12 protein-coding genes are annotated in these 13,699 nt (G+C 67.9%); 7 read left to right on the top strand and 5 right to left on the bottom strand.

Going from position 1 to position 13,699, the window contains the following annotated elements:
* Positions 1 to 8: 8 nt before the first annotated feature.
* On the bottom strand, positions 9 to 1,016 hold the full coding sequence (pdxA, locus tag HALNA_RS18340; protein ID WP_049937808.1) for a 4-hydroxythreonine-4-phosphate dehydrogenase PdxA: 1,008 nt from the start codon (positions 1,014 to 1,016) through the stop codon (positions 9 to 11).
* A 191-nt stretch (positions 1,017 to 1,207) separates the two neighbouring features.
* Here pdxA and HALNA_RS18335 point away from each other — a divergent pair, with 191 nt between their 5' ends.
* A complete protein-coding gene (locus tag HALNA_RS18335) occupies positions 1,208 to 1,996 on the top strand; it encodes a class I fructose-bisphosphate aldolase (RefSeq protein ID WP_049937806.1) in 789 nt (262 codons plus the stop codon).
* 19 nt (positions 1,997 to 2,015) lie between these two features.
* On the opposite strand, the gene HALNA_RS18330 is transcribed toward HALNA_RS18335, so the two are convergent.
* Positions 2,016 to 2,693 (bottom strand): TIGR00266 family protein, encoded by a 678-nt coding sequence (locus HALNA_RS18330; protein WP_049937805.1) that lies wholly within the window; start codon positions 2,691 to 2,693, stop codon positions 2,016 to 2,018.
* A gap of 62 nt (positions 2,694 to 2,755) precedes the next feature.
* The gene (locus tag HALNA_RS18325) at positions 2,756 to 2,953 is read right to left on the bottom strand and encodes a hypothetical protein (RefSeq protein WP_049937804.1); all 198 of its coding nucleotides are present in this window, start codon (positions 2,951 to 2,953) and stop codon (positions 2,756 to 2,758) included.
* Positions 2,954 to 3,241: 288 nt separating this feature from the next.
* Between HALNA_RS18325 and HALNA_RS18320 the strand changes: the two genes are divergently transcribed.
* From HALNA_RS18320 to HALNA_RS18295, 6 genes are all read left to right on the top strand, one after another.
* The gene (locus tag HALNA_RS18320; RefSeq protein ID WP_049937803.1) at positions 3,242 to 3,466 is read left to right on the top strand and encodes a YgaP family membrane protein; all 225 of its coding nucleotides are present in this window, start codon (positions 3,242 to 3,244) and stop codon (positions 3,464 to 3,466) included.
* A 345-nt stretch (positions 3,467 to 3,811) separates the two neighbouring features.
* Positions 3,812 to 5,815, top strand: a complete 2,004-nt coding sequence (locus HALNA_RS18315; protein ID WP_049937802.1) for a DUF7282 domain-containing protein — start codon at positions 3,812 to 3,814, stop codon at positions 5,813 to 5,815.
* 706 nt (positions 5,816 to 6,521) lie between these two features.
* A complete protein-coding gene (locus HALNA_RS18310; RefSeq protein ID WP_049937801.1) occupies positions 6,522 to 7,370 on the top strand; it encodes a CbiX/SirB N-terminal domain-containing protein in 849 nt (282 codons plus the stop codon).
* A gap of 1 nt (position 7,371) precedes the next feature.
* Entirely contained in the window at positions 7,372 to 8,463 is a 1,092-nt protein-coding gene (locus HALNA_RS18305; protein ID WP_049938121.1) for a DR2241 family protein, read from the top strand.
* Between the two features lie 153 nt (positions 8,464 to 8,616).
* Positions 8,617 to 10,608 (top strand): right-handed parallel beta-helix repeat-containing protein, encoded by a 1,992-nt coding sequence (locus tag HALNA_RS18300; protein ID WP_049937800.1) that lies wholly within the window; start codon positions 8,617 to 8,619, stop codon positions 10,606 to 10,608.
* 64 nt (positions 10,609 to 10,672) lie between these two features.
* Positions 10,673 to 11,815 carry a pyridoxal phosphate-dependent aminotransferase gene (locus HALNA_RS18295; RefSeq protein ID WP_049937799.1) on the top strand — a complete coding sequence of 381 codons (1,143 nt, stop codon included), beginning with the start codon at positions 10,673 to 10,675 and terminating at the stop codon, positions 11,813 to 11,815.
* 5 nt (positions 11,816 to 11,820) lie between these two features.
* Here HALNA_RS18295 and HALNA_RS18290 read toward each other — a convergent pair whose 3' ends face one another.
* On the bottom strand, positions 11,821 to 12,420 hold the full coding sequence (locus HALNA_RS18290) for a response regulator (RefSeq protein ID WP_049937798.1): 600 nt from the start codon (positions 12,418 to 12,420) through the stop codon (positions 11,821 to 11,823).
* On the bottom strand, positions 12,417 to 13,526 hold the full coding sequence (locus HALNA_RS18285; RefSeq protein ID WP_049937797.1) for a PAS domain S-box protein: 1,110 nt from the start codon (positions 13,524 to 13,526) through the stop codon (positions 12,417 to 12,419). The genes HALNA_RS18290 and HALNA_RS18285 overlap by 4 nt, the downstream gene beginning before the upstream one ends.
* Positions 13,527 to 13,699 lie beyond the last annotated feature (173 nt).

The following is a 13,699-nucleotide window of genomic DNA, read 5'->3' as shown; positions in this document are numbered from 1 at the left end:
CGCTCCCGTCATGCGCGCTGGCGCACGGCGTCCGCCGCGAGCGTGATGCCGGTGATCATGCTGTCGGGGGCGGCGATTCCCTCGCCGGCGATGTCGTAGGCGGTCCCGTGCAGCGTCGTGGCGCGCACGAACGGGAACCCGAGGATGAGTACCGTCGCGCCGACGCCGCCGCCGTCGACGTGGCTGTTGACGAACAGGGGGATGTGGCCTTGGTCGTGATACATCGCCACCATACAGTCGTAGTGGTCGTCGAGCGCCCTGTTGAACGCGCTGTCGGGCGGGAACGGCCCCTGGGCGTCGATCCCCTCGTCGCGTGCCCGTTCGACCGCCGGCGCGACCGCCTCGTCGTCGAGCGAGCCGATCACGCCGCCGTCGCCGGCGTGGGGGTTGACCCCGACGACGCCGAGCGAGGGGTCCTCGACGCCGACCTCCGGAAGCGCCTCGTGGGTGGTTCGGAGGGTGTCCAACACGTTCTCGGTCGTGATGCGCTCGACGGCCTCCGACAGTGGGATGTGGAGGCTCACGTGCGTGACGTTGATCTCCCCGTCGGTGAGCAACGCCGTGTAGCGCTCGGTGTCGGTTCGGTCGGCCATCATGGCCGTGTGGCCCGCGTACTCGCTGCCCGCGAGGTTGATCGCCTCCTTGTGGATCGGGGCGTTACAGAGCCCGTCGAGGCGTCCATCGATGGCGTGATCGAGGCTCCGATCGACGTAGGCCAGACTCACGCGGCCGTTCGCCGCTCGCAGGTCGCCGTACTCGAACGTCCCGACGTTGTCGAAGTCGACCACGTCCACGGCGTCCCCGTATGCCGCCTCGTCGAGGGCCGTGATCCGCCGGAGGCCGACGCCGAGTCCGAGCCGATCCCGGACCGACGTGAGGTGATCGTAGTCGCCGTAGACGACGACCCGGGCCGCGTCCCGGACGCCGTCGTCGGCGAGTGCTTTCAGCGTCACTTCCGGACCGATCCCGGCCGGATCGCCCATCGTCAGCCCGATCCGTGGCTTGGCGTTCTCCATGTGTGGTATGAACAAGCACTGTCATTTCAACTTTTCTGGCCCCCGACACGTCGTCGATCCTGTCGGCCCATCCACACGCCTACTGGTGATTATTGTAAGTCATCACCGGTGGTTCGCCGACCCGTCTTGGCGAACCACCGGTAAACAGTTACAATAATCATTATAAGTCGGCGTCGGTTCAATCCGGTGTCATGCACTCGGTCGACCCGGACACTCGCGTCGTCGTCGCGCTGGATCACGGCCTCCACTGGGGGGTTCACGAGGGGTTCGAGGACCCGGAAGCGACGCTTCGGCGCGTACTCGACGCGGGCCCGGACGGCATCCTGGCCGGCGTCCCGCTGGTCCGACGGTTCGAGGATCTGCTCGACCGTTACCCCCATGTCGACCGCATCGTCACGCTCGATCTGTTCCACGACTCGACGATCCCCGGTGCCCACGAGGACGCGGAGATTCACCGACAGGTGTTCAGCGCCCGCGAGGCGGCCCGCGTCGGCGCCGACGCCGCCAAGGTCGCACTCGTTTACGGCCGCGAACGCGAGGCGGTCCTCGCCGACAACGTTGAGTTCACCGCCGGCGCCGCCGAAGCCTGTCGGGAGGCCGGCATTCCCTTCGTCGTCGAGCCGACGCTGTGGGGGGCGCGTCTCGACGACGACCTCGACGCCGAACGGATCCACGACGCCACGCGCATCGCCTTCGAACTCGGCGCCGACGTGCTCAAGTGTCACTACCCGCGGACGCCGGCCGCCTTCGAACCCATCGCCGACACCGCCCCCGTTCCGGTGTACATCGCCGGCGGCCCCGCGACGGAGACGGATCGCGAGGTGCTGGAGATGGCCGCCGACGCCGTCGACGCCGGCGCCCACGGCGTGATGTTCGGCCGGAACGTCTGGCAGCGCGACGACCCCGCGGCCATCGTCGCCGCCCTCACGGCCGTCACCCACGAGGGCGCGACGGCCGACGACGCCGCCGCGTACCTCTGAGGCTCCCCTCCGTTGGCGGTCAGTTCGATCCGTTCGTCGGCAGCTTCGGGACGAGCCACGACAGGAAGGCGTCCGGACTCCGGCTCTGAGTCCAGACGGTCCCCTCGCCGCTGAACGCACAGACCAGCCCCTCTCCGCTGAACAGCGTCGACTTGAGGCCGCCGACGCGCCGCACCTTGAAGTCCAGCGACTCCTCGAACGCGACGACGTGGCCGGTGTCGACGACGCGTGTCTCGCCGGATTCGACGCGGTGTTGGTCGATGGCGCCGTAACTGGAGATGAAGGCCGGTCCCGTTCCCGTGAGTTTCAGCAGGAACAGACCCTCGCCGCCGAAGAAGGTCTTCCCGCCCCCGAACTTCGTGTCGACTTCGATGTCCGGGTCCGAAGCGAGAAAGGACGTGGACTGGACGAACAGCGTCTCGTCGGTCAGGTCGTGGTGTTGCACGTCACCGGAGAGCGCCGGCGCCAGGCTCAGTTCGCTCGCGCCGTTTGCGGTGAAGGTGTTCATGAAAAACGACTCGCCGCCGAACACCGACCGCGAGAGCGACTGCAACAGCCCCCCGTCGGCCCCGGTCTCGACGTCGATATCGCCGGTGTAACTCACCATCGCGCCGGCCTCGGCGCGGACCGACTCGCCGGCGTCGAGCGAGAGGGTTAGCTGGGCGTACGACGGCCGGTGACTGATGTCGTGGTCCATAGGTTCGATCCGACGAGCTGACACATATGTGGGGCGGGGGGGTCGACGGCCGTTCCCGACACTTACCGCCCGTACCGGAGATACGAGTACGCGAGAAAGCCCAGCATCGCGCCGACGGGAATGCCGATCACGAAGCCGGGCGGTCCGGCGACCGATCGACCCACGAGTCCGACGAGAATTCCGACGACGGCGCTCCCGACCACGAGAAAAAACCCCGTCTGCCAGTCCTCGATCAGGTCGACGATGCTCCGATCGGACACGGCCGAAGCTACGGCGACACGACACAATACCGTTCCGGCCCGGTGCGATGACACGTCCCGTCCCTTCGTCTCCCGGCGCACGCGTGACGGGCCGCCCGTCCCCACCAGTGTTGCGCTTCGATACGATCGACACACACGACTCCAGTCGGCTGACACGCGGCCGAGCGGACGCCGGGTTATCAGAATCCGCGGGCAGTGCGGTGGTTCTCGACACCGGGGCAGCCTACGCCGACACCGAACACCGAGAAACGGCGAAGTGTTATTGTGAACTGCGTGCATACTACGGGTATGCAACCGAACGTCGGCGCGACCGATCGGACCGTCAGAATCGGACTCGGGGCCATCGCCGGACTCGTCTCGCTGGCCATCCTGCTGGGCGCGCTCTCGCTCCCGCCCGTGCTGTCGCCCGTTCTCGGCGTGGCGGCACTCGTTTTGCTCGCGACCGGGTTGACCAGTTTCTGCGGACTGTACGCGGTACTGGGCGTGGACACGTGCAACACCGGAGTGCGGTAGGCGCCGCTTTTTTTATAGTAGCGTTTGGAACTGTTTGCACACCTGATCGCCAGACTGCGTGGGATCAGATGTGCGATGACTTACGAACGCTACTATAGTTCCCAGCGCGTCCCGCTGACGCCGCCCGACCGGGTGCCGTCCTGGTTCTACGCGGACCGGACGCTGAAGTGGGTCGACGGGTGGCGGTGAGCTCGGCGGGCCAACAGCGGTCTGTGCTCGCGACTCGCCCGTCGTCGCGACCCCCGTCGATTCACTTGGTGAATCATGCAATCGCCCCGATAATTCCTGGTTAATACCGAAAAACGCCCGATTAATTAGGGGTTGGTAGACTGTGGCGTGGGACATATGGGCTCGGGGAGCCGACTCGCGGGCAACGGCCTCGGGCTGGACGCCCGGGGAGCGGTGGCCGGGTCGGCGACCCGGAACTGGTGGGGCGCGGCCGACGGCCCGAGCGGCGTCTTCGACGGCGCCGGCGACGCCGTCCGCGGCAACGTCCTCGCCCGGCCGTTCTACACCGACGCCGACCTGACGGCGCTCAGCGCGCCGGTCCGGGCGTCGGTCACGTTCGACGGGGCGACCGTCCCGCCGGGCACGACGACGGTTCGGGTCGACCGCGCCAACTACACCGGCGGCCCCTACGTGGTCGTCCTCGCCCGCGAGCGGTCGCCCGGCGACGGCGAGCCGAACCGCTCGGCGCCCGTCGGCGTCTCGGCACCGCTCTCGACCGGGGCACACACGGACGTGCCCGTCGATGTCGGGGCGACGCTGTCGGCCGACGACGGTCTCGATAGCCTCGACGCGAACGCGACGCTCGTCGCGCGGCTCTACCGCGTCGGCCCGTCGAACGCGACCCACGGCGAGGCGACGAACGCCACGGCCGAAACGGCGGTGACCGTCGAGCCGCCGACCACGACTGTCGCCGCTGGAACGGTCACCGCGGCCGCGAACGGGACGATCACCGTGCCGATCCGCGCCCGCAACGTGACCGACGCCGTCTACTTCGCCGCGACCGTCTCCTACGATCCGGCCGTGGCGAACGTGACGGATATCGTCGTCCCCGGTCTCGGCTCCGATCCGAGCGTCTCGCTCGACAACGGGTCGGGGACGGCTCGATTCCAGGCCCAGTATACGGGCCGTGACGCGCCCGTTGCCAACCTGACCCTCGACGTGACGGCGACCAACGGGTCGACTCCGATACGCGTCACGGCGGCCACCGTCTACCGTGGCGACGCCGCCGATCCGACGGTCGAGACGGCGAACGGCCGCCTCACCGTCGTCGACCCGCGGGCGACCGTCACGGACACGACACTCGACGTGACGACGGTCCGGCCGAACGGGACGGTGACGGTGACTGCCACCCTCTCGAACCCGACGGCGGTCGCCGGCCCGGTCACGGTGCCGCTCCGCGTCGACGGCGTCACGACGACGACGCTGATCCGGACGCTCCCGGCCGACGGGAACGTGACGGCCCGGTTCACCTACACCTCCGAATCGACGGGGACGAGAATGCTCGCCGTCGGCGACGGCGCCAACCGCTCGCTCGTCGTCGCGGCGGTCGATATCGAGGAGACGAACACCACGACGCGCATCGGCGGGCTGACCGCACCCGGCACGCCGCTGTCGGTCCCGCTGAACGGGACGAACGGAACGACCGACGCCGGCGTCTCGCTCGACCGGCTGAACGTCTCGACGACCCGGGAAACCGACGTGTCGCTTTCGGTGAACGTCAGCGCCGATCCGGGCGGCGTCCCGGCGCTCGGCGACGCCGCTGCCTACATCAACGTCAGCGAGTCCGCGCCGGAGGACGCCCTCGACCGTGTCGTCTTCGAGTTCTCGGTCGCGACGGAGCGACTCTCCGATCCCGCGACTGCGGAACTCTACCGCTACCACGACGGCTCGTGGAGCGCGCTGGAGACGACGTATCTGGGCGTCGAGGACGGCGAGTACCGCTTCCGGACCATCTCGCCCGGGCTCTCCGTGTTCGCCGTGCGGGACGCGCCGTCGCCCGCCGAGTCGTCCGACGAGACGTACGACGGACAGGACACGCCGACCGACTCGACGGACGACTCGTTGACGCCCGAACCGGCACCGGAGCCGACCGACGACACGACGCCGGACGGCTCGACGGCCACCGCCACGACGCCCGACGAGGAGGAGGGGACCGCCGCCCCGCCGGCGACGCCCGAACCGGACGCCGGCGATGGATCGACCGCGACGGCAGCCCCCGCGCCGGATCGGGAGACGACGCCGTCGCCCGAACCCGCGGGCTTCGGTCCGCGCGGGATCGGTGCGCTCGCCCTCTTCCTCGTGGCCGTCGTCCTCGGCGCGCTATGGTACCGACGCCGTTGACATCCTCCCCGCGCTAAAGCGCGAGGATTCCTCCGTCGGGCGTTCGGCTACCGACCCACGGAGGCAACTTGCGGGTTTGTGCGCACTTCTTTGGGACTTTCGTGAGGGTGTGGTTGCCCCGACCAATCGTGGTCGTCCCACTCGAAACGTGCTCGAAAACGCGAAGCTTTTCGGTTGCAGCGAGAGCTTCGCTCTCGCCATGCCCCTGATACTGCCGGCTGTAAGTCAATCAAGATATTCGCCATCTTGGGATGGCGAATATCTTGAAACAGTCACAGCCGACAGTACGAAGAGCGAGGCTTTCGCCTCGTATTTTCCGTAACACGGCGCGTCGTGGCCGGCGCTCGTCCGGTCGAGAAGACGGAGACGGCGACAAAGCTTTCGTGGACAGGGTGGGTTGATACCTGATCGGTTACTGGCATGTCGCGAGTCGGGTGTCACCCGATCCCAGAGCCTGCCGACCCCGGCCGCCTCCATCGAATTGTCGGGCTGCTACGAATTAAATGTTGAGATACATAAAAAATAATCACAGTTACTGCCCGTATATATTGTTCTATGGATCGCTACGAATTCCCACGATCGACTCTCCGTCCGCGCCCGGATGGCTTCTTACCGACGGTCCAACCCTTTCCGGGCACGCTGGCGCGACGGCCCGGACCTCGGTACAACAAGCAGTATAAGGGTGTCACGGGCGTACGCCCCGACGATGAGCGAGGCACTGTTGATCGTCGCCCACGGCTCACACCTGAATCCACGGTCCAGCGCGCCGGCGCAGGACCACGCCGACACGATCCGGTCCGCCGGGGCGTTCGGCGAGGTCCGCGAGGCCTACTGGAAGGAGGAGCCGTCACTCCGAAACGCCCTCCGGACGGTGACCGCCGACGAGGTGTACGTCGTCCCCCTCTTCGTCAGCGAGGGCTACTTCACCGAGGAGGTGATCCCCCGCGAACTCCGTCTCGATTTCGACGCTGCGGACTGGGACTCGAACGGGACGAGCGCCGACTTCGTCACCTGTGCGCCCGCGGACGTGAACAAGACCGTCCACTACTGTGGGCCGGTGGGGACACACGACGCGATGACGGACGTGATCGTTCGCCGGGCCGAGACGGTGACGGGCGATCCGGACGTGGGCGCGGGCGCCGCCCTCGCCGTCGTCGGTCACGGCACCAAGCGCAACGAGAACTCCGCGAAAGCCATCCAGTACCACGCCGACCGGGTTCGCTCCCGCGGCCGGTTCGACGAGGTCCGGGCGCTGTTCATGGACGAACCGCCCGAGATCGACGACGTGACCGATCACTTCGAGAGCGACGATATCGTCGTCGTGCCACTGTTTATCGCCGACGGCTACCACACCCAGGAGGATATCCCAGCCGACATGGGCATCGCCGCTGACGGCGGCTACGCGGTGCCGACGCGACTCGACGGCCACGACATCTGGTACGCCGGCGCCATCGGCACCGAGGCGTTGCTCGCCGACGTGATCCTCGAACGTGCGGCGGACGCCGGCGCCGGCGTCGCGCCCGACCGCACTCACGCTGCCGCGGGTGGTGACTGAGATGCCGACCCCGACGCCGGTCGACGCCCTGCGCGAGGCGGCGGCCGACGGCGTCGACTTCGACGGGCTACGGGTCACACGCGAGGGCGACGACTTCCGCCTCGCCGTCCCCGACGCGAGTTACGCGGCCCTCTCGCCAGACGAATTCGCCGACGCCGCCCGAGAGCACCGCGCGTACGCCGAGAACTGGCTGTTCTGGCACGGCCACGCGCCACAGGCCAACGACGCGTGGGCGTTTCTCCGGTGGGTCGAGCGCGCGGCCGATCTGTCCGTTCCCGAGCGGTACGAACGACTCGGCGACGGCCTCACTCGCGAGTGGGGGCAGGTCGCCGTCACCGCTCGGCTGACCGACGACGGCCGGCGCCGGTACGACCTGCGACACGCCGACGAGGTCGGTGCCGACCCCGACGCGCTATCGACCTACGCCGACCCCCACGAGGCCCGTCGGCTTCGAAAGTTCGACGACGACGGCGACTACCGGCCGCTGTCGACGGCTCCGACCCTCCGTCACGGCTGGGCGTTTGCCGACCTCGATCCCGCCGCGGCGGTCCGGGCAGTCGAGGACTTTTACCCCGCGACGATAGCGAACTGGCACCGCGAACGCGAGGGGACCCTCGACGTGACCCACTGGCACGAAGCCGTCTCGCGCCAGACCGGCATCTACGGCGTCGTCCAGACCTGGGACCGCGGCGAGGGCCACGAACACGTGAACTGGGTCGCCGAGGCCTGCTGTGACGACTCGCAGTGTTGCAAGCGCCGCGAGTGGGAGTACGACGACGAGACGCCCCTCGACGTTCCGGGCGGTGACGGCGTCTTTCCCTGTCGCGAGCCGTGCTCGCTCGTCGTCGCCACCGCCCGCACGTGGACCCGGATGGAAGCCGAGCAGTCCCACACCTACGCCTTCGACCTCACGCCGAGCGAGAAGGCACAGATCGAGGAGATCATCGACGCCGTCGCCGACGGCCGAATCGACGATATCCGCGCCGGCGACACGAGCGACGGCGCCAACCGCTTTCGGGCCCGATTTCTCCGCGCCAAACTGTTCGACGACGGGAACCTGTGTGGAGTGCCGACAGAGGGGGAGGGCACGTAGACCGCTACCGGACATAATCACCCTTTATCCCCCGACGGGAGTGGTGACGGAGACGTCCGATGATCGACGTTCTCAGTCCGATTAACCGCCGATTGGACGCCCCAAAGCATCCATTAGCTAACTGACTGGCACCGTAGATAGATGTGAGAACTGATGACACGAGACGACCTCACCCTCTCACGACGGAAGGCACTCGCCGCGCTGGGGAGCGTCGGCGTCGCCTCGGCAGGCGCCGGACTCGGGACGAGCGCGTACTTCTCCGATCAGGAGACGTTCGAAAACAATCAGCTGACCGCCGGCACCCTCGATATGAAGGTGGCCTGGGACGAGCACTACTCGGACTGGATGGACGGCGAGGCGGCCGTCGCCGGGATGCCGAACGGTGGGATGCCGACGTTCCGCCTCCCGCCGGGCACCGTCGACGACGGCGAGGCCATCGAACTCGTCGTCGACGACGGACCGGGATTCCTCAACGCCACCCGCCAAGAGCAGGGCAACGGCGGCATCTACGGCAGTGCGGCAGACCTCTGTACCGACGACGACGCCGACGCGACCGGCGCGCCGCTGATCGACCTCGCGGACGTGAAACCCGGCGACTTCGGCTTCGGCCTGTTCCGGTTCCAGCTCTGTGACAACCCCGGCAAACTCTGGTTGACCGGCGGACTGGAGCGTGCCGCCGAGGCGGACCAGACCGAACCCGAGGCCGACGACCCGGACGAGTACGGCGACGCGGGGGCGACGAATCCGGCACTCGTCGAACTCCTCGACGCGATCCAAGTCGCCTTCGGCGTCGGTACCACCCGTGATCTCGCGGCGGCCGACCCGGCGGCGAACCTCCTTCCGGAACCGGACCCCAACAGCGCTGTCCCCCAGCCCGCGACCCAGTTCACCCTCCGGGAGTTCCTGACACTCGCGAGGAGTGGCGACGGTATTCCGCTCGCGGGCGACATCGACGCCGAAACCGGCGGTGGCTCCGGCCGCCCCTGTTTCGCCGGCGGCACCGCCGAGTCCGGCGAGGGCCACTACGTCTCGGTGGTCTGGTGGCTCCCGATCGATCACGGCAACGAGGTACAGAGCGACGAGGCGACCTTCGACCTCGGGTTCTACACCGAGCAGTGCCGGCACAACGGCACCGCGGACGCCTACGTCGAGTCGGGCGAGTCGCTGCAGGCGGCCATCAACGCCGCTGACGAGGGCGACACCGTCGAGGTGGCGGCCGATCGGTTCGAGGTGTCGGGCGACCCGCTCGTCGTCGACACGCCCGGGCTGACGCTCCGCTCCGTCGGGCCGCGGGCGACGATCGCGCGGACGGACGCGAAGACGGGTGCTGCCGTCGATATCACGGCCGACGACGTGACGTTCGAACGGTTCGAGGTGACGTATCCCGGCGGATTGCTCGGGATCAAGGTGACCGGCCCCTCCAGCGGCGTCACCGTCCGTAACAACCGCATCCGCGATGTGGGGCCGTTTGGCAACCTCGGCGTGACGGGTATCATCGCGCAGGGCGGCGCCCACGAGGATCTGACGATCGAGAACAACTTGGTCGAGAACCTGTCGAACGAAATCGGGGCGAACGCGGGCTTCCCGACCGTCAACGGCATCTTCGTCGACGACACCTCGATCGCCGACTCGACCATCGCGAACAACGTCGTCCGCGACCTCGAAAGCGACATCGCCCCCATCGGGATCATCCTCAATCCGCCGGCGGAGAACGTCACCGTCGCGGGCAACTACGTGACCGACCTGCTCGCGTCTCCGTCGGTCGACTCCGACGACACCGACGACGCGACCAGCTACTCGTTCACCTTCGCTCAGGGGATCAACATCACGTCCGATCCGACCACGAACGTCGCCGTCGTCGAGAACACGGTCACGGACGTGACGAGCGACGTGCAGTTCCGCGGCGAGGCGGTCAAAATCGACGGCGACGCGAGCGGCGTCGCCCTCAACCGGAACAACCTGCTCGCGCCCTTCGGCGTCAACAACGCCGACGGGAGCGAACTCGACGCCACCGACAACTGGTGGGGTGATCCGGCCGGCCCCGAGGTGGCGACCGGCAATCCCCCGTCGACGACCGATCCCGACCGGCGCGACGTGCTCGGCAACGTCGATTTCGATCCGTTCCTGACCGAATCGTACGACTGAGCCGACGGACGCTTCGCCGCCGGACCGGAGCGTATTCATCGCTCGCTTTCCTACCCCGCCACCGATGGTCTCCCAGCGTGCCGCCGACGTGACCCCGTTCATGGCGATGGACGTGCTCGAACGGGCGAACGAACGAGACGACGTGATCCACCTCGAAGTCGGTGAACCGGACTTCTCGCCCCCCGACCGCGTGATCGAGACGGCCGTCGACTCGCTCCGGGCGGGCCACACGAACTACACCGCCGCACGGGGCAAGCCCGCGCTCCGCCGCGCCATCGCCACCTACTACGACCGCACGTACGGCGTCGCCGTCGACCCCAACCGCGTGGTCGTCACCCCCGGCACCTCGCCCGGCCTCTTTCTCGCGATGGCCGCCCTCGTCGATTCCGGCGACGAGGTCGTCCTGACCGACCCCCACTACGCCTGCTACCCCAACTTCGTGCGCGTCGCCGACGGCGAGGTGACGACCGTGCCCCTCGACGCGAGCGAGGGGTTCCAGCCCCGAGTCGACGACTTCGCGGCCGCCGTCGGGCCCGACACCCGTGCCCTCCTCCTGAACTCGCCCGCCAACCCCACCGGCGCGGTGATGGACGGCGAGACGCTCTCGGGGCTCGTCGACGTGGCCGCCGACGCCGGCGCCACCCCCGTCGTCGACGAGGTGTACCACGGCCTCTCTTACGACGCCACGGAGCACACCGTTCTGGAGTACACCGACGACGCGTTCGTCCTCGACGGCTTCTCGAAGCGCTTCGCGATGACGGGCTGGCGCCTGGGCTGGGTGATCGTCCCGCCCGACTACGTCGAGGCGGTGAACCGCCTCGCCCAGAACGTGCTCATCTGCGCCCCGAACTTCGTGCAGGACGCGGGCGTCGCGGCCCTGGAGACGCCCGCCGACCGACTCGACGAGGTTCGGGCGACCTACCGCGAGCGCCGCGACCTGCTGGTCGACGCCGTCGAGGACTGGGGGATAGACCTCGGCTACACGCCCCAGGGAGCGTACTACCTCCTGGCGGACGTGAGCGACCTGCCGGGCGACGCCCTCGACGTGGCCGACCTCTTTCTGGAGGCGGGCGTCGCGGTCACGCCCGGCGTCGACTTCGGCGACGAGGCGGCCGAGTATCTCCGCTTTTCCTACGCCACCGACGCCGACGCCATCGAGACGGCCATCGACCGGATCGACGACCTGCTGGCGACGGTGGGGCGGTAGCCCGTCTATCCATCGTCGCCCGTCGCCACGTCGAACAGCCGACCGATGCCCTCGTCGTCCATCGACGCCACGATGTCGGCCATCTCGGCCTCCAGTCGCTCCCGTCGGTCGACGAGGGCGGCGTACTCGTCGCTGTCCGCGAGCGCCGACCGTGTTTTCTCCGCCTCCAGCGTCACGATCTTCTCGGTGACGCCGTAGAGATCGGTGACGTGGTCGTCGTACTGGTCGAGTTCGAGCAACTGTTCGATCACGGCCTCCAGTTCGCTCCCGTCGACCGGCTTCGAGACGTAGTGATCGAACGGCATCTCGACGATGTCGAAGTCCGGATCGACGGCGGTCACCATCGCCACCCGCGGATCGTGCGCCCCCTCCCGGATCCGTTCGAGCACCTCGTCGCCCGACAGCCCCGGCATGTGGCGGTCCAGCAGGATCACGTCCACGTCGCCGTCCAGCAGTGCAAGCGCCGTCTCGCCGTCCGTGGCCGTCTCGACGCCGTATGACTCCGAGAGCCAGAGTTCGAACGCTTGACAGACGCGGGGTTCGTCGTCGACGACGAGCACCGTGGCCGTCTCCCCGTCGGATCTCGCCGTGCCCTCCCCCGTCATCGTGTCTCGACCTCGAAGCGTGCGCCGCCGTCGTCGCCCGTCGTCGCCGTGACCGTCCACCCGTGTGCCCGGGCCACCTCGTCGACGATGCTCAGTCCGAATCCGGTGCCGTCGTCGCTGGTCGTATACCCGTAATCGAACAGGCGGGCCGTATCGGCGTCGCCGAAGCCCGGGCCGTCGTCCACGACGGCGAACCCGCCGCCATCGAGCGCCTCGACCCGGATAGTTACGTCGTCGTCCGTCGAGCCATGCTCGACGCTGTCGTCGGCTCCCGGCCGACTCCCCGTCGAACCGTGTTCGATAGCGTTCCGAAACAGGTTCTCCAACAGCGTCCGGAGGCGCTCGCGGTCGGCCGAGACGGTGGGCAGATCGTCGTCGACGACCAGCGACGCGGCCCCGGAATCGGTGGTGTCCCACGCGTCGGCGACGACGCCCGCGAGGCCGATCGAGTCGGCTTCGCCGACCGTCTCCCCTTGTTTCGCCAGCGTCAGCACGTCGCCGATGAGGGCGTCCATTCGGTCGAACACGTCGTCCAGTTCGTCGAGCGCCGCCTCGTCGCCGGCACGGGCGACGGCGAGTGTCGCCCGCGCGGTCTGGAGCGGGTCCCTGAGGTCGTGGGAGACGATGCTCGCGAAGCGTTCGAGCCGGTCGTTCTGCCGTTCGAGTTCCTCCTCGCGGTGGACCCGATCGGAGATGTCGCGCATGATGCCGGAGAACACCCGTTTCCCCTCGTAGCTGTGTTCCTCGAACGTGATCGAGAGGGGTATCTCCTCGCCGTTCCGGTGTTCCGCGGGGAGTTCGATGTCGTTCCAGTTCAGTTCCCGCTCGCCCGTCTCGAGGTAGCGGTCGACGGCGTCGAGATGCATCCGGTGGAACCGATCGGGCATGATCGTCGTCAGTTTCTCGCCGATCAGCTCTTCGGGTTGGTAGCCGAACACCCGTTCGACCGACTCGTTGGCGTAGAGGATCGTGCTGTGTGCGTCGATGGAGACGATGGCGTCGGAGCCGTTCTCGACCAGCGAGCGGAAGAACTCGGTGTCTTGCACCACCGAGTCCAACTCCCCAGTCGAGACGCGCAACTCCTCCGACGGTCCGGACGAAGCCATTGCCGTACGACGGGAAGCCTCGTACTAATATTCTCGGGCGGCGTCCAATCCGGGCCTCTTTTATTCGTTATATACGTATGCTACCGCTCGGTTCGTCACGTACGACCCTTTCGACGCTCCGTATCGATAGTCGACGCTACGGCGCCGGCGCCCTCGGTACATATAGAAATTAT

The sequence above is a fragment of the Haloplanus natans DSM 17983 genome, assembly GCF_000427685.1.
Lineage (GTDB): Archaea > Halobacteriota > Halobacteria > Halobacteriales > Haloferacaceae > Haloplanus > Haloplanus natans.
Note: the sequence above shows the minus strand (reverse complement) of the source record. Positions and strands in the feature narration are given on the sequence as shown.

Coding starts and splice junctions, on each gene's coding strand:
- pdxA (WP_049937808.1), bottom strand. CDS start 1,016: ATGGAGAACGCCAAGCCACGGATCGGGCTGACGATGGGCGATCCGGCC.
- HALNA_RS18335 (WP_049937806.1), top strand. CDS start 1,208: ATGCACTCGGTCGACCCGGACACTCGCGTCGTCGTCGCGCTGGATCAC.
- HALNA_RS18330 (WP_049937805.1), bottom strand. CDS start 2,693: ATGGACCACGACATCAGTCACCGGCCGTCGTACGCCCAGCTAACCCTC.
- HALNA_RS18320 (WP_049937803.1), top strand. CDS start 3,242: ATGCAACCGAACGTCGGCGCGACCGATCGGACCGTCAGAATCGGACTC.
- HALNA_RS18315 (WP_049937802.1), top strand. CDS start 3,812: ATGGGCTCGGGGAGCCGACTCGCGGGCAACGGCCTCGGGCTGGACGCC.
- HALNA_RS18310 (WP_049937801.1), top strand. CDS start 6,522: ATGAGCGAGGCACTGTTGATCGTCGCCCACGGCTCACACCTGAATCCA.
- HALNA_RS18305 (WP_049938121.1), top strand. CDS start 7,372: ATGCCGACCCCGACGCCGGTCGACGCCCTGCGCGAGGCGGCGGCCGAC.
- HALNA_RS18300 (WP_049937800.1), top strand. CDS start 8,617: ATGACACGAGACGACCTCACCCTCTCACGACGGAAGGCACTCGCCGCG.
- HALNA_RS18295 (WP_049937799.1), top strand. CDS start 10,673: ATGGTCTCCCAGCGTGCCGCCGACGTGACCCCGTTCATGGCGATGGAC.
- HALNA_RS18290 (WP_049937798.1), bottom strand. CDS start 12,420: ATGACGGGGGAGGGCACGGCGAGATCCGACGGGGAGACGGCCACGGTG.
- HALNA_RS18285 (WP_049937797.1), bottom strand. CDS start 13,526: ATGGCTTCGTCCGGACCGTCGGAGGAGTTGCGCGTCTCGACTGGGGAG.